17 protein-coding genes are annotated in these 20,641 nt (G+C 48.3%); 10 read left to right on the top strand and 7 right to left on the bottom strand.

Annotated elements, in window-relative coordinates; all coding sequences use genetic code 11:
* Nucleotides 1-25: 25 nt before the first annotated feature.
* Nucleotides 26-1,261, bottom strand: coding sequence for a Gfo/Idh/MocA family oxidoreductase (locus GJJ30_RS13390; protein WP_229313114.1), 1,236 nt, complete (start codon nucleotides 1,259-1,261; stop codon nucleotides 26-28).
* A gap of 184 nt (nucleotides 1,262-1,445) precedes the next feature.
* Nucleotides 1,446-2,195, bottom strand: a complete 750-nt coding sequence (locus GJJ30_RS13385) for a hypothetical protein (RefSeq protein ID WP_154175668.1) — start codon at nucleotides 2,193-2,195, stop codon at nucleotides 1,446-1,448.
* Between the two features lie 190 nt (nucleotides 2,196-2,385).
* Between GJJ30_RS13385 and GJJ30_RS13380 the strand changes: the two genes are divergently transcribed.
* Nucleotides 2,386-3,789: a Gfo/Idh/MocA family protein gene (locus GJJ30_RS13380; RefSeq protein WP_154175667.1), complete on the top strand. Its 1,404-nt coding sequence runs from the start codon at nucleotides 2,386-2,388 to the stop codon at nucleotides 3,787-3,789.
* Nucleotides 3,790-3,942: 153 nt separating this feature from the next.
* The gene (locus GJJ30_RS13375) at nucleotides 3,943-4,641 is read left to right on the top strand and encodes a 3-keto-disaccharide hydrolase (protein WP_154175666.1); all 699 of its coding nucleotides are present in this window, start codon (nucleotides 3,943-3,945) and stop codon (nucleotides 4,639-4,641) included.
* Nucleotides 4,642-4,785: 144 nt separating this feature from the next.
* Here the strand turns inward: GJJ30_RS13375 and GJJ30_RS13370 are convergent, their stop codons facing one another.
* The 3 genes from GJJ30_RS13370 to GJJ30_RS13360 form a co-directional block, all read right to left on the bottom strand.
* Nucleotides 4,786-5,169: a c-type cytochrome gene (locus GJJ30_RS13370; RefSeq protein WP_154175665.1), complete on the bottom strand. Its 384-nt coding sequence runs from the start codon at nucleotides 5,167-5,169 to the stop codon at nucleotides 4,786-4,788.
* A gap of 244 nt (nucleotides 5,170-5,413) precedes the next feature.
* Nucleotides 5,414-5,869, bottom strand: a complete 456-nt coding sequence (gene azu / locus GJJ30_RS13365) for an azurin (RefSeq protein ID WP_154175664.1) — start codon at nucleotides 5,867-5,869, stop codon at nucleotides 5,414-5,416.
* Nucleotides 5,870-6,191: 322 nt separating this feature from the next.
* Nucleotides 6,192-7,883: a VRR-NUC domain-containing protein gene (locus GJJ30_RS13360; RefSeq protein WP_154175663.1), complete on the bottom strand. Its 1,692-nt coding sequence runs from the start codon at nucleotides 7,881-7,883 to the stop codon at nucleotides 6,192-6,194.
* Nucleotides 7,884-7,942: 59 nt separating this feature from the next.
* Here GJJ30_RS13360 and GJJ30_RS13355 point away from each other — a divergent pair, with 59 nt between their 5' ends.
* The 5 genes from GJJ30_RS13355 to GJJ30_RS13335 all read left to right on the top strand — a co-directional run bounded on the left by GJJ30_RS13355 (nucleotide 7,943) and on the right by GJJ30_RS13335 (nucleotide 12,821).
* Nucleotides 7,943-8,896, top strand: coding sequence for a DUF2157 domain-containing protein (locus GJJ30_RS13355; RefSeq protein WP_154175662.1), 954 nt, complete (start codon nucleotides 7,943-7,945; stop codon nucleotides 8,894-8,896).
* Between the two features lie 26 nt (nucleotides 8,897-8,922).
* The gene (locus tag GJJ30_RS13350; RefSeq protein WP_154175661.1) at nucleotides 8,923-10,092 is read left to right on the top strand and encodes a hypothetical protein; all 1,170 of its coding nucleotides are present in this window, start codon (nucleotides 8,923-8,925) and stop codon (nucleotides 10,090-10,092) included.
* Between the two features lie 134 nt (nucleotides 10,093-10,226).
* Nucleotides 10,227-10,619, top strand: coding sequence for a RidA family protein (locus GJJ30_RS13345; protein ID WP_154175660.1), 393 nt, complete (start codon nucleotides 10,227-10,229; stop codon nucleotides 10,617-10,619).
* A 38-nt stretch (nucleotides 10,620-10,657) separates the two neighbouring features.
* Nucleotides 10,658-11,257, top strand: coding sequence for a c-type cytochrome (locus GJJ30_RS13340; RefSeq protein WP_154175659.1), 600 nt, complete (start codon nucleotides 10,658-10,660; stop codon nucleotides 11,255-11,257).
* 376 nt (nucleotides 11,258-11,633) lie between these two features.
* A complete protein-coding gene (locus GJJ30_RS13335; RefSeq protein ID WP_154175658.1) occupies nucleotides 11,634-12,821 on the top strand; it encodes a phosphoglycerate kinase in 1,188 nt (395 codons plus the stop codon).
* 305 nt (nucleotides 12,822-13,126) lie between these two features.
* On the opposite strand, the gene GJJ30_RS13330 is transcribed toward GJJ30_RS13335, so the two are convergent.
* Nucleotides 13,127-15,577, bottom strand: coding sequence for an outer membrane beta-barrel protein (locus tag GJJ30_RS13330; RefSeq protein WP_154175657.1), 2,451 nt, complete (start codon nucleotides 15,575-15,577; stop codon nucleotides 13,127-13,129).
* Nucleotides 15,578-15,970: 393 nt separating this feature from the next.
* Between GJJ30_RS13330 and nadE the strand changes: the two genes are divergently transcribed.
* Genes nadE through GJJ30_RS13315 form a run of 3 tightly spaced genes read left to right on the top strand, consistent with a single transcriptional unit; the run spans nucleotide 15,971 to nucleotide 20,054 of the window.
* On the top strand, nucleotides 15,971-17,995 hold the full coding sequence (nadE, locus tag GJJ30_RS13325) for an NAD(+) synthase (RefSeq protein WP_154175656.1): 2,025 nt from the start codon (nucleotides 15,971-15,973) through the stop codon (nucleotides 17,993-17,995).
* Nucleotides 17,996-18,027: 32 nt separating this feature from the next.
* Nucleotides 18,028-19,287: an AAA family ATPase gene (locus GJJ30_RS13320; protein ID WP_229313112.1), complete on the top strand. Its 1,260-nt coding sequence runs from the start codon at nucleotides 18,028-18,030 to the stop codon at nucleotides 19,285-19,287.
* 14 nt (nucleotides 19,288-19,301) lie between these two features.
* Entirely contained in the window at nucleotides 19,302-20,054 is a 753-nt protein-coding gene (locus tag GJJ30_RS13315; RefSeq protein ID WP_154175655.1) for a hypothetical protein, read from the top strand.
* Between the two features lie 86 nt (nucleotides 20,055-20,140).
* Here GJJ30_RS13315 and GJJ30_RS13310 read toward each other — a convergent pair whose 3' ends face one another.
* Entirely contained in the window at nucleotides 20,141-20,557 is a 417-nt protein-coding gene (locus GJJ30_RS13310; RefSeq protein WP_154175654.1) for a hypothetical protein, read from the bottom strand.
* Nucleotides 20,558-20,641: the final 84 nt, after the last annotated feature.

The following is a 20,641-nucleotide window of genomic DNA, read 5'->3' as shown; positions in this document are numbered from 1 at the left end:
TGAGTGAAAGGCCGATGTGTCATCATTAGATTATCCAGGGAGCGCGCATGGGTTGATCGATCAGTCGGTTGGCACCTTCGTCGTTGACGAATGTCTGGGTTTGGGGGTCAAATTTCAGCGACCGACCGAGTTGCAGCGCCACTTTCCCCATGTTGATCAGCGTGCATGAGCGAAACCCGTTGGCTTCGTTCAGAGCAAACCGTTTCCGCCCCCGAACAGCATCCACAAAGTCGGTTTGCTGCGGGAAAGGTTCGGGAAATGCCGCCAGTTTTTTCTGCAAATCCGGAATATCGGACTTAAAACCGGGGTACAGCTTTCCTTTCGGGCCTTCGATGTACGGCATGTTCGCGTCTTTGCCTTCACCATCCAGGATGATTTTACAGCCATCGGCGTAGGTATATTCAATCCGGCGCCAGGTGCCGACGGCATCCGGATGCTGCTGGGGGGCGTCGATTTCCACCGAAACCGGGCTGGTATCGTCTTTTCCAAGGAAATACTGAATGGGGTCTAAATAATGCTGGCCCATATCGCCCAAACCGCCCCCGTCGTAGTCCCAATAACCCCGGAACGTGTTGTGAACCCGGTGCGGATTGTACGGTTTGTAGGGCGCCGGTCCCAGCCAGCGTTCGTAATCCAGTTCGGGCGGTACGGGCATCGGGTCCAGATTGGTTTTGCCGACCCAGTAAAATTTCCAGTCAAAACCGGTGTGTTTGCTCACGGTCACTTTCAGCGGCCATCCCAATAAACCACTGTCTACCAGCTTCTTGATAGGTTTCACAGGCGTTCCCATGCCGTAGAAATTATCTTCGAACCGGAACCAGGTATTGAGTCGAAAAATCCGGCCGTGTTGTTGAACGGCTTCCATCACCCGTTTGCCCTCGCCGATGGTGGTCGTCATCGGTTTTTCGCACCAGATGTCTTTGCCCGCGCGGGCGGCTTCGGCGGCCATGATCCCGTGCCAGTGCGGAGGAGTGGCAATGTGAACAATATCGACTTCCGGCAATTGAATCAATTCCCGGTAATCGGCAAAGGTTTTCAGAGCCGGATCTTTGATGATTCCCTTGGCCAGTTCGAGGTGCCGGGTATCGACATCGCAAATGGCAGCAACGCGCGTGCCCGCATACGGAATATGTCCGCGCCCCATACCGCCAACGCCGATGATTCCTTTCGAAAGCTGGTCGCTGGGTGCCAGAAAACCTTTCCCCAACACGTGCCGGGGAACAATGGTAAAAGCCGCCAGTGTTCCCAGCGACTGTTTCAAAAAAGTTCGTCTTGAGGGGATCATTTTTACTTCCATCTCGTCAATTTCGTTGTAGAGCTTAGTTTACGGTATTCGGTTCAGGCGGTGGGATCGGGGCGGTTTTACTCGTCAGGATTTAAGGGTATAATCAGCGAAAGAAAAACCGGTTATTGATAGTACTGTCTGGTTACTGGATCGGGCCACCTCACCGGGCAGGTCTGGACGTCCTTACCAGGTTGTAGCCCAGTTTTACATTCACAATACCGGGTGAAGCCAGCGCGTAATCTCGTTTGTTATAAATCAAATAGCGTGAAGGTATCAGGACGTTAATATCCAGATAGCCTCGCTTCTTAAACATTTGATGCTGACTTCCCAATTGAAAATAAGCGTATTCCAGCAGATTAAACTGATCGCCAATCCGTCCTTTGCCAATAAAAGTATTAGTCTCCGCGCGATTAACGGTTCCTTTGTATTCCCTCGCCAGATCATAGCTAATTGACCTCGAATAAGTTAGCTCGGAAAACAAGACATTGTGCGTTTGAAAAGCTACATACGGACTGAAAAAACTGTGCCGATCAACCCGTTGCTTTTGCCGCTGGGTTAAGGGAAAATAATACCGCAGGGCAACCGGCATTTCCAGGCTGTAAAGGTGAGTCGTCCGACCATCCAGCGCCAGTCCGAATGTATTTTCCAAAGCCGCCAACACCGTTAATCCGCCAACCAATTTTTTCTCAACCGTGGCATCCAGCGAAATCGCAGCGTAATAACCGTTGAAACTACTTTGCCGGAGAATGGGCAGGGAAGCCCCGACTTTGAACAATGTTCGCGCTTTTTGGAGTGTCGGATCAGGTAATCCGTTTTGATTAAATTCGGTTTCCAGCTTTCCGGTATCAAAATTAGGCTGGCCGTATACTGAGGCAATGGCCAGCAGAAAGACAATAGCGAAACGGATCATGGCGGGATGGATTTTAGGGCCGCTCCAAATTACGCTTTTATGGCGTCAGAATCAAACTTGCCGCAACAAGCCAAATTTGCTCAGAAAGCCATTCTTTTGGGTCTATCTCCCTGATTTCAGCCGTGCTTTTTCCCGACTTATTATAAAATCTCGTAAATTACGTGCTCCCGTAAACATTCTTTTTAATTGTATGGAAAACCCTGAACAGGTTCCTTCTCGCAGGTCATTCCTGAAAACATTGGGATTGGCCGGAACCGCGGCCGCAGCCGTTCCTTCGACGCTTGCCAACGCCGGAACGTCAGCGACTTACCTGAATTTAGTAAAAAGCCACAGCAGCACTGCCGCCAACGACAAAGTCCGCATCGCACTGATCGGAACGGGAGGCATGGGCATCGGCGACACCGAAACCGCCCTGATGGTGGAAGGCACCCAGATGGTGGCCGCCTGTGACCTCTACGACGGTCGTTTGCGCCGGGCTAAAGAGTTGTGGGGCGACGGTTTGTTTACCACGAAAGATTACCGCCAGATTCTCGAACGCCCGGATGTCGATATCATCATCAACGGCACAACCGACCACTGGCACGAAAAAATCTCGACCGACGCCATGCGCAAAGGCAAGCACGTCTACTGCGAAAAACCGATGGTGCAGAAGGTCGAAGATGGCCATACGCTGATTAAAGTACAGAAAGAAACCGGCAAGGTGTTTCAGGTGGGCAGCCAGTTTGCCAGCTCAATCATCATCGCCAAAGCCAAAGAATTGCTGAAAGCCGGTGACATCGGCGAGCTGGTTTTTGCCGAAGCGCAATACGATCGTCACAGCGCGATGGGCGCCTGGCAATATTCCATTCCGCCGGATGCCTCGCCCCAAACCGTGGATTGGGATACCTATTTAGGAACCGCCAAAAAGCGCGAATGGGACCCGAAGCGGTTTTTCCGCTGGAGAAACTACCAGGATTACGGAACCGGTGTAGCCGGTGACCTTTACGTTCACCTGCTGACAACGCTCCACACGATTACGGGTTCCAAAGGCCCGAACCGGGTATATGCCAGCGGTGGCCTGCGGTTCTGGAAAGACGGCCGCGATGTACCGGACATTCACCTGGCCATCTTCGACTATCCCGCTACACCGGAGCATCCCGAATTCAACCTGACAACGCGTAGCAATTTCGTCGATGGTGGCGGGGGCGGTTATCTGGTCCGACTGGTGGGTACGGAAGGTGATTTGTCGATTGGTTGGGATAGCCTGACGGTTCGGCACCATAAACTGCCAAAAGCGCCCGGTTTGTCGATCAGCAATTTCCCGAAAGACCAGCAGGAAGCGTACCTGAAGGAATACAAGAAAATGTATCCCGAGCGCCCCGAAATGGAAGGGCCGCGCGAAATGGTGTACAAAACTCCGAAAGATTACAAAGGCGACCGCTACGAGCACTTTGTCAACTTCTTCGATTCGGTTCGCAATCAGAAACCGGTCGTCGAAGATGCGACCTTTGGTTTGCGGGCCTGCGGACCCACTCAGTGCGGGAACATGAGTCTGTTCAAAAAGCAGATCGTGAACTGGGATCCGAATGCGATGAAAATTCTGAATGCTGTATAGATTTTCAGCTTATTTCGCTATTCGTTATTCAGTGTTCGCTATTCAATATTCAAATTGCTCTGCCAATTTCGATTAAATATCGAACACTAAATAACGAATAGCGAATAACGAAATAAACCGGAAACGGTAAACCATAAACCTTACAACTAAACCATGAAAAAAGCAACCTTCGCCATTGGCCTGCTGGCTGGCGTGATGACATTGACAAGCTTGTCTTCTTTTGGGCCGAACGCCGGTAAATGGGTGTCGCTGTTCGACGGAAAAACCACGAAAGGCTGGCACAGCTACCTGAAAGACAAAGCCATCGGCTGGAATGTAGAAAACGGAACCCTGTCGCCCGACGGCACCGGTGGTGACCTCGTGACTGACAAGGAATACGAAAACTTTGACCTGGAATTCGAGTTCAAATTACCTGCCAAGAGCAACAGCGGAGTGGTTTACAAAGTCATCGAAGACCCGGCGAATAAATCAACGTATTGGTCCGGCCCGGAATACCAGGTGATCGACGACACTGGGTATCAGCTGAGTGATGGTGCCAAACTGAAAGGGAATCAGTTGACCGGCGCGAACTACGACATGATTGCCCCCAACGATCTGACCGTGAACAAACCCGCCGGAGAGTGGAACAAAGGCCGGATTGTGGTGAACAAAAACCACGTCGAGCACTATCTAAACGGCAAAAAAGTGGTCGAATATCATTATGGCGGGGAAGAATGGCAGAAAATGGCCAACGCCAGCAAGTTCAAGGATTGGGCTTATGTAAAACCGCACGCCAAAGGGAAGATCGCCTTGCAAAACCACAGCCCGAAAGAGGTGGTGTGGTACCGGAACATCCGGATTCGGGAATTGTAGAGACGCGATTAATCGCGTCTGATAATATATTCGCCTGATAGTCTAATCGCGCCTGATAATCGCGATTTAATTTATTCCAATCAGTTTCGAAATTTATGGGTAGAGACGCGATTAATCGCGTCTCTACGTTTTTCCGGTCGTTCCTTAGGTGGCCTTTTTCTTGGCAGCCGGTTTTTTAGCCCCATCTTTTTTTGCACCACCATCGAGTGAATTGATCCAGGCCGCAATCTTCAACGCTTCATCTTTCGGAACGTTTTTCAGCGCAGCCATCGGCGGATAACCTGGCCAGTGTTCTGGTTTGGGGTCATAAATCAGTTCAACAATCTGAGCGTCGGTATATTTTTTCTTTGCAACCTCTTTATACGGGGGACCGACTAAACGCGTGTCCGGATTATGGCAAGCCAGACAGATGTTTTTCTGGAGTAATGCTTTAACGTCCTCGGGGATCACGGTCTGAGCCTGGGCGTTGCTAGCGGAAATGACTGCGGTAAGAGCAACCGCGAGAAGCATTCCAAACGTTTTTTTCATGTAAAGTCGATTAAAAGCTGTGAGTTAAAATGACCAACGAGTATTGGGCTAGCAAAGTTAAAAGGCTACGTTAATATACACCAATACTCTACTGGCTTTTTCCACCCTGGCTACGGTAAGACAACCTTAATTTAAAAAAGTTTAAATTCCTCAAAAACAAAATAGGGGAATGCTGTGCGGAACGGATAGTCCCCAGCATTTCCCTATTCAGTAAACAAACGAAGGTTTTATTCTCTCAAAGGGGTTACTCGACAATGAATTTTCCCTGCATTAAACCGTAGTGACCCGGAAAGCTACAGATGTACGGATAAACCCCTTTTTTGGGGGCCGTAAATTCAATTGTATCACTCTCTCCGCCCCCCAGCAATTTGGTGTGGGCAATAATTTTGGATGCTTCCGACTTTGGAATGTAGTCATTGTCTCGCGCCAAATTAGCCTTGGAAGCAAAATCCGCAATGTCAGTCCCGGATTTTAACAACACAAAGTTGTGGCCCATTGCCTGCTTGGCGTATTTCCCGGCATGTTTAAACGTTAATTTTATTTTCTGTCCGGCTTTTACTTTAAATTCTTTCGTGTCAAACTGCATGGCATCCGTTCCACTTAGGGTTAATACTTTCGTCTGAGCAAAACTCGCCGAGGCCGAAATAAATAAAAAACCTAAAAATGCCATCATTAACACGCGGTACTGTACTTTTTTCATGGAGAAACTGTGGTTTGTTTTGAATAATTCACATCAATGGTCTTCATTGATCGGGCAAAAGTACATTTGAATTTGAAAATAATTGAATAGTCTAGCGGCAAATTATTATTTAGTCTAATTATAAATATAATTTAAAGAAGTACTAGTGAAAATTTCATTCACTGTTAGAGATTGTCCAAAAATCTCATCTTCTACCGTAAAGGTCCGCCCCCAACCCCCTAAAGGGGGCTTTAATCGGTATGCTAAAGCCCCCTTTAGGGGGTTGGGGGCAAAGCGAAAGAAGGAAAATTGTAATTTTAGACAGTCTCTTACTTCTTGATACCTAAGCCGTCCAGATTACGCGCAGGACCCGTGAACGAACCCCGATAATCTGAAAATATTCCAGCCAGTGTAGCTGCTGCGCACCCAGGTGGTCGGTCGGCGACTTTACCTCCACAAACTCGTAGTCTCCCTGCTCATTCCAGATCAGCAAATCCGGAAAACCGCGCGTGTTTTCGCGAAGGTTCCGGGACATTTCCAGCAGGATTAATCCCAATTGCTTCGGTTCCAGCAAATCGGCCATCTGAAGGTTCAGACTCAACAGCTCTTCATTCCAATCGACCAATACATTTGTTATGCCGTATTTCTCAAAAAAAACCGTCTCAATGTGCTTCTTCCAATCCTCGCGGGTTTTCAGATCGGCCAGCCGTTTTTTCAGCAGTTCTTCCCGCTTCAGGTAAAAATCGGGCAGGTAAAAATCCGAAGGTGTCCGTTGGAGCGGATGATGAATGGCCTGAACGTTGGCGTCGTAAATGATGTCCCAGAATACCAGCCCGAACAAACCGCGCCACGGATAATTTTCGGTAAAAGCCGCTTCCCAGCCATTTTCCAGAAAATGATTCATCACCCCGGCCTCAACGTGGTGCCGGTATATAGCGGGAATACCGACGCTTTCGGCATCGGACAAAAACCGTGTCGTAGCTTTCCGACTGCGTTTTTTCTCACCGGCACTCAGCATTTTCTCCCGAAAATCGGTGGCAAAATACCGCTCGTCGGCGTTTTGCGGATTGAGGGCAATTTCGTCGCAAAGGGCCAGCGCTTCGTCCGTCAACCCCGACCGGAACAGCAATCGTACCCGCCGTTCACGGGCCGGAACCCGGTCGGTCAGTTGATAGACCTGCATGGCCTGTTCGGGCATTTTCTGCCGTTCCAGGAAACCGCCGACGTGCGTCACCAGCTTGGCGTAACCCGGCAAAGCAATTTCACTCAACACCGGTTTGGTTTCATCCCAGTTCATAAACCAGTTGAAAACATCTTCCGGCGGTGTTACCGAATCCCGCAATTCGTGGAACTCTTCGTTGGTAAGCGAAATTAATAGCTTGTCTTCCACCTCTTTGCGGTTAGCGAACCGGGCCGTCAGCTTCGACTCGTCGTACCGCTCGAAAGTTACCATGCCCAGATCCCGAATCACGAACTCGGTCATGTCGCCGGAACGGGTTCCAAAAAAAAGGTATTTCAGCATCATGACCTCCGCATCGAAATTAGGCTTCACCACGGTTTCGTGCCGCGTCAGGCTTTCGATAATCCGGGTAAAATCCAGTTCGTGAAGACTGTACCGGACAATATTTTCTTTCTTGGCTTTTGCCAGCGGCTTCACCTCTTCCGGTTCGAGCGGCAACAATTCCAGCAGTTCCGGCTTGGTGAAGGTGTTCAGCACCTCGTCGCCCAGCACCTCGTGATGCGAGTTCAGCCGTTCAATAAAACCGTTGATCAACAGCTCACCCACGGCAGCCGGAAGATCATCAATCTCCTTATACTGAAGTTTTTGAACCCGAAAGAAAGTACCCCGACGGTTGCTGAAACGCACATACATACACTGCGCATCTTCGGTCAAAGCCTCAAACCGGCGGATAAATTCCTGCTCGGAGTCGTTCAGTAAATGACCGTACATACGCCGGACAAAACCGATCAGGTAGCGAAAATAATCGAGGTAATATTTAGGTGGAAGTTCGATCTGTTGCGGTCTGGTTGCCATTTTTTCAATCCATTTGCCCATCTTTACCGTTATTAGATATAACACTTTTTTTCATCAATATGTCCCCGAAAAGGGTATTGCAGGCACTTGCCGATCAACATTTACTAAGCGAAAAACAACGTACTGTAATCCAATCCGTTGAAGACAATAAATTGTTTTCGGTTCATTGGGAATTACGTTCGCTGCTCTACGCCGGTATCCTGCTGTTTACGACCGGAACGGGTCTGCTCATTTACAAATACATCGACCGGATTGGCCACAACCTGCTCATTCTGGCGCTGGCGGTGGTATGCGCGGCCTGTTTTGCGTATGCCATTTACTTTAAAGGCCCCTTTTCGATGGGCCGCAGCCACAGCCGCTCCTCATTTGGCGATTATGCACTGCTCTTGGGTTGTCTGCTTTTTCTGACGCTCGAAGGATATTTACAATACCAGTACACACTTTTTGGAACACGCTACGGTTTGGTAACTTTCCTACCCGCCCTCCTCTTCATCGCTCTCGCTTATCTGTTCGACCACCGGGGGGTTCTGGCAATGGGTTTAACGGCTTTGATTTCGTGGATTGGTGTAACCGTCCGGCCACTGGAGTTTTATTTCAAGGGCAATCTGAAAGATATGACGGTTTTGCTCTCAGCCGTTGCGCTTAGCCTGGTGCTGATGGCAGGCGGTTTTATTCTTGATCATCAGCGGATTAAGCGGCATTTCACGATAACGACGCTCACGTTTGCGGGCAATCTGTTACTGGTGGCGCTGGTGGCTGGTTTGTTCAATTTTAAAGAATATCACCTCGCCTTTACGGTTGCACTGGCTATAACGTGTGCCGGTTTCGACTGGTACGCCCGGCGCGAACATTCCTTTCTTTTCATTCTGATGAGTACCTTTTACGGCTACATCGGCGTAACGTACCTCGTTTTTCACTATATGCACTGGCACGACGAAGCGACTTATCTGTACTGGATTGTAACCGGCATTGGCATAACCGTTTACTTATCCACAACGAGCCGAAAAATCTGAACCGGTTTTTAAACCACTCCATTCCGATGAAAGCATACAACGAAACCTGGGTCCGAAACAGATACATCCTCGAGCAGGTCGGTCGCTGGCAACGTCAGGGTCTGCTGGATGAAAAGAAAATGGACCAGATCCGGGCGAAATTTCCGGTCGGTTTTCGCAGTTCCAACGGTTTTATCGAGATTGGTTTGTTCGTGTTTTCAGTTGTTGCCATCAGCGGCAGTTATTTTCTTCTGGCAACTTCGTTGTCGAAATTATTCGGCGTTGATCTCTTCTATCATTTCTTCAATATTGGTTTTGGAATAATCGTCGGACTGCTGGCGGGCTACCTGATCAACCGCCGGAAATATTACCGCTCCGGAGTCGACAATGCGATGGTGGTTGCGGCCGTTGCGCTCGTCACCACGGGCATTATCGGTCTTTTTCCCAACAACCTCTCACTCTGGCAGTATGGGTGTTTTGCGCTGCCAATTATCCTGCTGGGCGTCTGGTATTACAGTGACCTGTTGCTGACGATGGCGGCTTTTGGCACGCTGGTCACGATTTTATTTGACTGGATGCTGGATTTTCAATCCGGCAAACAGCTCCTGCCTTTTGTCCTCATGGCGGTATCCGTCGGGCTGTATATTGCTGCGCGTTTGTACGAAAACCGGGATGCGTTGCTGTACTGGCGCGACAATTTTATTCTGCTGGAATGGCTGTCGCTGAGTCTGTTATTGATCAGTTGCAATTACTTTGCCGTTCGCCAGCTTAACTTCTGGATCATGGAAAACCGCCCGACCGAGGCACCGGAAATTGCGTGGGCGGGTCTGTTCTGGACGCTGACAATCGTCGTTCCGGTAGTTCTGTTTTATCTGGGACATCGTCAGAAGGAACGCCCGATGCTCATTATGAGTGCAATTGGCTGGGGACTGGCGCTGGCTACCTGGCGCTATTACCACCCGCTGTTTTCGCTGGAAGCATATCTTGCCATCAACGGTTTGTCACTGATTCTGGTGGCGGTTTTTCTGATACGCTATCTCCGCGTACCCCGCAATGGTTTTACCGATCAGCCCGATGAAGATTCGCCGAAAGAATTTCTGCTCAATGCCGAATTATTAGCCACCGTTCAAACCACTTCGGGTCATTTAGGCCCCAAAGACGATCTCCGGTTTGGGGGTGGTGATTTTGGTGGTGGCGGCAGCGGAGACCGGTATTAAACGTTACCCAAAACCGGGTAACGCTTTTCCGAAATTCTTTTGTCACTTTTTTACAGTTGTCGCATTTCTTCAATACCGGCCGGAATGCCCGCATTACTTTTGCATTCGATTCACAAACGTAAACAACACAAATCATGCAAAAGTCAATCATTAATCCCTGGCAATGGCAAAACCAACTGGGTTACGCGCAGGCCGTCGAAGTTCCCCATTCAACCCACACGCTATACTGCGCCGGGCAAGCCGCCATGACTGCCGATGGCCAACCCGTATCGACCGATATGGCCGGACAAATTAGCGTTAGTTTCGACAATCTGGAGACGGTTTTACACCAAGCAGGTTACTCACTATCGAATGTGATCCGGCTCAATTATTATACGACCTCCATCGACGCCTTTTTTGCGGCTTACGGCGAAGTAATGGGCCGACTGGGCGCAGCCGGTTGCGTGCCATCCAGTACGCTGACCGAGGTAAAAGCGCTGGCTTTCCCGAACTTGATGGTTGAAATCGAGGCAACGGCGGTCAGATAAGCCTTCAGCGTAAAAATCCTTTAAAAACTAAACACATTATGAAACGCATTTATCTGGCGGCATCTGTCACCAGCTGGCTCATTTGTGCCTTTACAAACCCAGCTTCGAGCCCAAAACCGGTCAATGACAAACCCATCGCCCTGGCCCGCCAACACCCCGCCCAGAACCCATTGGTGAAACGGGGCGAATACCTGGTTGGCATCATGGGTTGCGCCGATTGCCACGCCCCCAAGAAACTGACGCCCCAAGGCCCGGTTCCCGATGTGGACCGCTTTCTTTCCGGTTACAACAGCGCCATACCGCTGGGAACGTATGACCCGAATCTGGTCAAAACCGGTCAGTGGGTGTTGTTCAACGGGCAAAACACGGCTTTCATCGGTCCCTGGGGCGTATCGTTCGCAGCTAATTTGACGCCCGACGCGACCGGTATCGGCAGCTGGTCGTTCGGGCAGTTTAACAAGGCCATGCGGCAGGGGAAATTTAAAGGAGTGGACAACAGTCGGCCCTTGCTGCCCCCGATGCCGTGGCCCAATTACGCTGGCATGGCCGATGCGGATATGAAAGCGGTTTTTGCATATCTGAAGTCGCTCAAACCCATTTCCAATGCGGTCCCGGCCGCCATTCCACCAACTCCCTGACCGTTTGATTCGTACTACTTTTAGTCAGTAACAACAAATACAATCATAAAAAAGTAAACGTACTGATTATCAGTGCATTATTAAGCATTGTCGCTTTCGCGGCCCGATGAACGCTTTATTAGGCCGGAAATCGATTTCTACTTAAAACGGGAAGGCAACAAACAATGAAGTTGATAAACGGAACCAACGTAAAAACCGCAAAACCGTACCTGATATATCCCGGTACGGTTTTTTTCAAGTAAGAAATGAAGGCTAAAATTGTATCAATACACGTAAAATTAGCACTAATCTAACAAGCTGATCGTGTGATTGTTCCATTTGCCTAAAAACTCCTAAGTTCGGGCGGATTTTGCCAACTAATCAGGAAATCTGTCGTATGAAAACTTTAGATTCTTATAATTTTTCCGGTAAACGCGCCCTGATTCGGGTGGATTTCAATGTTCCGCTGAACAGCAAGTTTGAAATTACGGACGATACCCGTATGAAAGCCACGCTGCCGACGATCAATAAAATTCTGAAAGACGGCGGTTCGTGCGTTTTGATGTCGCATTTGGGTCGGCCCAAAGGCGGACCTGAAGATAAATTTTCGCTGAAACACCTGGTTGGTCCTTTGTCAATCATGCTGGGTGTGCCGGTAAAATTCGCCGATGATTGCATCGGAGAGTCCGCCAAAGAACTGGCCGACGCGCTGAAACCGGGCGAAATTTTGTTGTTGGAAAATCTGCGTTTCTACAAAGAAGAAGAGAAAGGTGACGTTGCGTTTGCCGAAAAATTGTCGAAGCTAGGCGATGTGTACGTTAACGATGCGTTCGGAACGGCCCACCGCGCTCACGCGTCGACGGCCGTCATTGCGCAGTTTTTTACGGATAAAGTCTGCGGTTACGTCATGCAGGCCGAACTCGACAACGCCCAGCGCGTGCTGGAAGATGCCGAGCGCCCGTTTACGGCGATCATGGGTGGTGCCAAAATTTCGGATAAAATTCTGATCATCGAAAAATTACTCGACAAAGTTGATAACCTGATCATTGGCGGTGGTATGGCGTATACGTTTACGAAAGCCCAGGGCGGTAAAATTGGCAAATCCCTGCTCGAAGCCGACAAGCAGGAACTGGCGCTCGAACTGCTCGAAAAAGCCAAATCCAAAGGCGTTCAGGTTTATCTGCCGGTTGACAACATCATTGCCGACGGTTTTTCCAACGATGCCAACCGCCAGACGGTAAAAACCGGTGAAATTCCGGACGACTGGGAGGGATTGGATATTGGTCCGGAAACCGTTACGTTGTTCAGCGATGTGTTGAGTAAATCGAAAACCATCCTCTGGAATGGCCCGATGGGCGTATTCGAATTTCCAAATTTTGCCATCGGCACCAACGCCATTGCGGACATTGTTGTCAAAGCTACGGAAGAAAACGGCGCTTTCTCGCTCATCGGCGGTGGCGACTCGGCTTCGGCGGTCAACAACGCCGGGTATGGCGACCGCGTGAGTTACGTTTCAACGGGCGGAGGAGCCCTGCTGGAGTACATGGAAGGCAAAACCCTGCCCGGCGTAGCGGCTTTGGACTAACAATCCGCAATTAGTCGGATTATAATTATCATTTAGATTATCACAAAAAAGGTCACAAAAAGTGACCTTTTTTTATGACTTTTAAATTAATAACCTTCATGTGATGCAAATTTATTAAATGTATCTACATCTTGTCACCAAATAGTATTTTGAATTTGTCGAATGTTACCGTATTTTTAAAAATCAAAAAAGCCACTCCTCAAGGTGGGAATGGCTTTCTGCTTTCTTAACCTAAACTAATTATCTATTAAAGTAACGGCGGGTGGACGAAAATTCATTCGCCGTTTGCTTTATTTAACTTTTATTTAATTATTGCCCCCACCGGCCCGGTTACGCTCGGCCTCGGTGCTGGTGCTCCGCTGACGGGCGGCTTTTACGTTCTGGTTCCCGAAACGATACGTGAACGTCAGACGGGCAATGCGGCTTTCCCAACGCGCCCGAACCCGGAAATTAATGTCCTGATACGTCGCTCTTCCTTCGAATCGGTTCAGCCAGAACGGGTCATTTACATTCAGTTTCAGACTTGCTTTCCTGTTCATCAGCGTCTTTTGGACGCCCAGGCTAAAGGCTCCCTGCGGAATGGAACGGTAAAAACCGTAGACACTTTTTGAATTATACCAACCCGCTACTTCAGCACTGAAGCCCTTCGGCAACACAAAGTTCTGCGACGTATACACGTTATAGGACACGAAGCTGACGTTGTACTGCGCCCCCAGATACGGCGAATCATACTTGTTATAATTCACGCCGATGTTATTCTGCATGTTCCACCACTTGGTCACCGTCACCGGGAAGCTCATCGTCAGGTTCACATTGTCCTGCGTGGCCAGGTTGTCAGTGGTTACAAACGTGATGTTCTCTTCCGGAATCTGACCCGGAACTTCGTTCACAATCACGTCGGTCGTCCGGCTATACCCCAGCGTAGTCGAGAATTTACCTTTGTACACGTGGGTCAACTGAAACGAATTGGTAAACTGCGGTTTCAGATACGGATTCCCCTGCTGATACGTATAGGGGTCCAGATAGAACCGGAACGGGTTCAGGTTCTGATAATTCGGGCGGTCGATCCGACGGCTGTACGACAGGTTCAGCACGTTGTTGGTATCGATTTTCTGTGATAAAAACAGCGTAGGAAACAAATTAGTATAGTTCCGGTCCACAATTTTATTAAGCGTCACGGAGTTACCCCGCGAGTGTGTATTCTCCAGCCGCAGACCGGCCTGAATGGTGGTATTCTTGTAGAGCTTGCCCGAAAAATTCGCGTAAACGGCGTTAATATTTTCAGTATACTTGAACTGGTTACTTTGGTTGGGATTGAACACCCAGCGACCGTCTACGTAATCTTCGTAAGTCAGGTTATTGTCCGAGTTCACGAAGCTGGTTTTTAGACCGGTTTCAAACTTCCCGATCTTCGTCGGATGTACGTAATCCGATTTGAACGCCCAGATATCGATGATCGAAGGCATGTTGTTGCGAACAATGGCCGTCGGCTGAACGATGCTGTCGTTGGCGTTGGTGTAGGTCGTGCTCAGGTTGTTGTACGACTGGCCGTTGAACCGGGAATAATCGAGGTCACTAGTGAATTCGCGGCCTTTGCCGTCAAAATCATACTTGTAGTTTACGTTCCCCGTTACGTTCGACCACTTGTTTTTTACCGAAACTTCGGTTGTCGGTTTTAGCGTAATCTGGTGCAGCTCGTTGCTGATCACCGAGTGATTGATGCCGTTGGGCTGTTCCCAGTCGTTGATAAAACCGGTTGCCAGTACGCCAATGGTGCTTTTCTTGTTGATGAAATAATCGATGCCGCCCCGGAACGTGTGTCCGTCGAAGCGGTTTGGGCGGTATGACGACTGGTCGAAATAGGTAATTTTTCCGTTGTAAGGAATGATCCGGTCCAGGCTGTTTTCCTGGAAACGGCGGTTGTGAAAGTAGCTGTAGTTTCCGAATGCGTTGATTTTACCGACGCGGTGGTTCAGGTTCAGGCTGGCGTTGGCTTTTTCAAACCGGCCGTAACCCACCCCGGCAATCGCTGTTCCGTTGGTGCCGAAGTTCTTGTTTTTCTTCATCCGGATGTTGATAATTCCCACGTTTCCGGCTGCGTCGTATTTGGAAGAAGGATTGGTGATGATCTCGATTTTCTCGATGTTGTCGCTCGGCGTGTTTTTCAGCAGGTTGGCCACTTCCTGGCCCGACAGGTAGGTTTGTTTGCCGTCGATCATAACGATAACGCCCCCTTTTCCTTTTAACTGAATGTTGTCGCTCTGGCGGTCAATGGTCACACCCGGCGCTTTTTCCAGCACTTCGAGGGCAGTACTTCCGCTCGCAACGATGCTGTTTTCAACATTGACAATCGTCCGGTCGATTTCCTGCTCGATGAACGGTTTTTTAGCCACCACTTTCACCTCATTCAGGCTCTTGGCTTCTTCCACCATCGTTAACGTTTTCACCTGAACCTCAGGAGTTACCGCATCAATCGCGAACGGTTCTGAATATACTTTCTTGAAACCGATCAGCGAAGTAGCCACCCGATAACCGCCCACGGCTACATTGTCGAACTCATATTGGCCCTTGTCATTGGTAACCACGCCCTTGACCAGCGTTGAGTCTTTGGCTTTGAGTAGCAGGATCGTGACGAATTCCGACGGCTTTTGCGCCGGATCGATAACCAGTCCGCGCACCTTGCCATTCGGAGCAGTCTGGGCCATTGCCGAAGTCATAACCAGCCACGTACACACTGCGGTGATAAACGTTTTCATGAGATCTATTAGTAGGTTGTTGTTTACGTATTACAATTCAAAAGTGTTGTTTACTGTCCGGTTATCCCTGGAGTACGTGGCAAAGTTAAGTAGTATGCATTACATAGAACCTTATCTTACATAGGTGGTATTATTTTCGTGATGACTGGCACGGAAACCGTATTTGTTGTTTACTGCTGGTGTTTGTGTGATGCAAAGATTGGTTACAAGGTTGCATTCGTTCAATCAAAAAGGTGTAAATGGGTGTTATTGGGGTTTAAACGGGGCGTACGTTCGTGTGAACCGTAAAAAGGACGGAGACGTTATTTTATTACCGATCGGATTTTATACTGATCCGAAAAAGTTGTTGTTTGCCGACTGAATTAAAAACTGATCAACCAGAAAATCCCTTACATGAAACTTATAAAAGTTGCGGCCGGTGTTGTCAACCAGATCCCGATGGCCTGGGAACACAACCGCCGGAATATTATCGACGCCATTGAAGAAGCGAAAAATCAGAACGTCAGTATTTTATGTCTGCCCGAATTGTGCATTACCGGCTACGGTTGCGAGGACATGTTCTTTTCGCACGAACTAGTTGAGCAGGCCAAGCAAAGTCTGCTGGAAATTGTACCGCATACCGCCGACATTATCGTGGCCGTCAGTCTGCCATTGCGGCTGGCCAATAACCGCACCTACGACACGGCCTGCCTGATCGCCAACAAGCGGATTCTGGGCTTCGTCTGCAAACAGGTGATGGCCAACAACGGCATTCATTACGAAACCCGCTGGTTCCAGCCCTGGACACCCGGCGTGCGCGACGAAATCCAGATCGGCGAGTTTACCTATCCGGTCGGCGACCTGCTGTTCGATGTTTCGGGCGTGAAGATCGGTTTTGAGATTTGCGAAGATGCCTGGATTTCCAACCGCCCCGGCCGCAGTCTCCACGAACGCGGTGTCGATATTATCCTGAATCCGAGCGCCAGCCACTTTTCCTTCTATAAATCGCACGTTCGCGAACGGTTTGTGATCGACGGTTCCCGGGCGTTCGGAGTCAGTTACATCTACTGCAACCTGGTGGGCAACGAATCGGGTCGTGCTATTTTCGACGGCGATGCCATGGTGGCGTCCAACGGCCAGTTGCTGGTGTCGGGACCGCGTTTCAGCTACGCCGACCAGCTGATCATTACCGCCGTAATCGACATCGATGACACGCGGCTAAGTCAGACTCAAAACAAGGTCAATCTGGCGTACCTGTTTCCCAACCTGCGCGTGGCGGCTCAGTTTGATTTTCCGGCCGTAAAACCGGTCGTGCAAAAAGCCGAACTGGAATACTGGGAAAACGGCAATCACCTGAAAGAAGAAGAATTTGCGCGGGCCGTGGCGCTGGCACTGTTCGATTACCTGCGCAAAAGCCGCTCGCACGGTTTCGTACTGTCGCTGAGCGGGGGTGCCGACTCCTCGGCCATTGCGGCTTTGGTTTCGCTCATGATCCGGATGGCGGACGAAAGCATCGGCCTGGACGGCTTCAAGAAGAAACTCAGCCACATTAAGGCGATTCAGAAACTGAAAACCGTCGAGGAAATCTGCGGGGCCTTGCTGACCACCATTTATCAGGGAACCGAAAACAGCTCAACCGACACCTACGAATCGGCGGAATCGCTGGCGAAATCCATCGGCGCAACGTTCTACAACATCAATATCAACGGTTTGGTCGAAACGTACACCAAACTGATCGAAGACCAGCTGGGCCGTCCGCTCACCTGGGAAACCGACGATGTGGCCCTGCAAAACATTCAGGCGCGGGTGCGGGCCCCGAGTGCGTGGCTCCTTGCCAATATCAACAACGCCCTGCTGCTCTCTACATCAAACCGCTCGGAAGCGTCGGTGGGATACGCCACAATGGACGGCGACACGGCGGGCAGCATCTCCCCCATCGCCGGAATTGACAAGCATTACCTGCGCGGCTGGCTCCGCTGGCTCGAAACCGTGGGCGTGGGCGGCACCATCAAAGTGGCGGGTTTACAAAAAGTGAATAACCTGCAACCCACCGCTGAACTCCGCCCGCTCGATAAGAAGCAAACCGATGAGGAAGACCTGATGCCGTACGACGTCCTGAACGCCATCGAAAAATTCGGTATCCGGGATAAATTATCGCCGAAGGAAGTCATGCAACAGGTCGAAGTGGTGTTTGAAAACCAGTATAGCCGCGATCAGTTGTACACTTCTGTCGACCGGTTTTTCCGACTCTGGAGCCGCAATCAGTGGAAGCGCGAGCGGTATGCGCCTTCGTTCCACGTCGACGACGAAAACGTGGACCCCAAAACCTGGTGCCGCTTTCCGATTCTGAGCAGTGGTTTTGAAAAGGAACTGGCGGAACTGAAGGAATACGTCGAAGGCAACGAAGGCCGGGGGCGAAAGGGGAAAATTGGGTTTTAAGCGTATATTTGAACGTGAACTAGAAAGGCAGAATGATGATTAAGCCAGAAGAATTTCCCTATATCAAATCCTTGCACGTAAACGACTGTTATGCGTACAAGGATTTTGATATTGTTTTACACGACTACCAGCCGTTCAGCCATTTGATTTTGACTGGGAAGAATGGTTCGGGAAAGAGTACGATTTTAAGAGCGATTGATAATTACATTCTCTCTTGGCGTGGCAAGACGGCTTTTATAGGAGGAGAAACAGACCCTATCAAGCAAATTTATCAATTAGAAAGTAACATCGCACATAGAGCGTCTCAACAAGGGAATGACGACTCAACAGTAAAAACGTGGCAAAAAAAATTAATAGAGTTTAAAAAAATAAATCTAGGTTACACAGTTCGTCCAAATACTTTTTGGCCCGTACATAAATCGGAAACTATTTATTCATTTCTTCAAGCAAAACGAGAAATTCCTAATAAAATAGAAGTTAATACTGTTACTAAAGAAGCTGATTTTACAGATAAACTCTTAAGTAATAGCACTACCGAAAGTTTTATAAAAGAATTCAAACAATACCTGGTCAATCAAAAAGTTTACCAAGCATTCAATCAACTAAATAATGATAAGGATAAAATTGAGAATAGTGAGCGTTTCTTTATTGTTCTAACAGACACATTTCGTAAAATTTTTGAGGATGACACACTGGAATTAGTATTTGTCCAAGAAAGTTTCGAATTCTATATAAAATTATCCGACAGCCGCCAACTTACTTTTGATACTTTATCAGAAGGTTTTTCGGCATTGTTAAGTATTCTAATGGATTTGTTCATGCGTGTAGATTTAATTAGAAAACAAGTTGGTGATTATTCATATAATCCATGCGGAATTGTTTTAATTGATGAGCCAGAAACACATCTTCACCTTGAGCTGCAATACCAAGTTCTTCCGCTACTAGCGAGTCTTTTTCCTAATATTCAATTCATTGCTGCTACCCATTCTCCGGCAGTAATATCTAGTGTTAAAAAGGCAACAATTTTTGATTTAACGACTAAAGTTACAGAAACGGATGATGTAGCAGGAAAAAGCTATTCTGAATTGATGGTGACGCACTTTGGTTTGGAAAATGAGTATTCGAATATTGCGGATGAAATAATAAGTCAAGTCAACCTAGCATTACGTGAATTAAAGGAAGATAAGATAAAGCTTCGCCAAAAACTAGAAGAAATTTTAGAAGTTAATGGACAATACCTTTCACCAACATTGAGAGTTGAATTGGAATCTATGATTTTACAAAATGTTTAAGGTACTTTTTATAAATGATTAATATTGACCGTACCCCCGAATCTCCGCAATCTCTAACTTCTATTGAAATACAACACTATTTGGACTCATTAGAAGCCTACAAAGAAGATCAACAACTTCCCAAAGACCAACAGACAATTTCAAAACCGGTCTCTAAAGAGTCGTGGCGCGGTACGGATTTATTTGAACGTTTTGATAACGAATTTCACGCTAAATGCTACCTTACAGAACAAAAGTTTGTTACCTCCTGGGCAATGGATGTAGAACATTTTGTTTCTCGTACCGAAAATCCTAATTTGACTTATACTTGGTCAAATCTATATCCAGCTGAACATGCAGCAAACATGATGAAACCCCGACGAACTCCAGTTGGAGGATATCTTGATCCATGTAATCCACTAGATGATGTTGAGTCTGAATTATTATATCTTATTGATTTTGGAGGTCAGGCAGTACACTTTCAAGCACAGGATAGAAAGAACCAGAAAGCAGTCAATACTGCAAATTTGTTAAAACATCTACACAATGGTAGCAGCCCTGAAACAATAAACCGCACTAAAGACCTACGTTTTGCTATTTATAAAAAATATGAAGAAGTCTTGAGGTGGATGAATAAATGGAGAGTGGCTGAGAAACAAGGTAATGCAGAAGAAGAATTCAAAGCTAAATCGGTATTACAAGGTTTATTATCTCGCAGAAGCGCTTTTACCATGCTCATGCGATCTATTGAGACTGTAAAGGATTTACCTGACGATTTCTTCGATTAGTTTTTGTTCATTTATTTTCCCGTTAGAATAGTCTCAAACGAAAAAAGCGGATTACTCCGCTTTTTCGTTTTTAGAAACCCTGTTCATTAGTACCGGCGACCGTAGTAACCCCGATCGTTCCGGCGGTATTGTTGTTGGTAAGCAAAGAGTCTTTCCCGTTGGTACGGTGTCAGCACCGACATCATTTCCTGATTTTTCCGACGGAGGGTGTATTGATAAGCCTGCGGGTCCCGGCGTCTTGCGGTTTCCATTTCGCGGAAATCATAGCGGTCTTCGATGCGTTTCAGTTGTCGTTCCTGATGGCGTGACAACCCGACGATGGCGTCCAGCCGATCAATCCGGATGTCTTCCTGGATGTCGTCATAGCGTTGGTTGTTGTATCGATTATCGTCATATCTTGGATTGGGAGCCGGGTAACGGTCGTTGTCGTAACCGCGTTGAGCCATTGCTGTTCCGGCGCTTAATACTGCTAATGTGACGAGAGTGAAGATGGTCGTTTTCATGGTTGGTTGTTGTTTATTTGTTGTAATATGCCTCTTAGAGGGACAACCACGCCGAGCGTTTAATGCGGTTTTATTTTTTTCTTT

Origin of the sequence: Larkinella terrae (genome assembly GCF_009668025.1) — a bacterium.
Classification (GTDB): domain Bacteria; phylum Bacteroidota; class Bacteroidia; order Cytophagales; family Spirosomataceae; genus Larkinella; species Larkinella terrae.
Note: the sequence above shows the minus strand (reverse complement) of the source record. Positions and strands in the feature narration are given on the sequence as shown.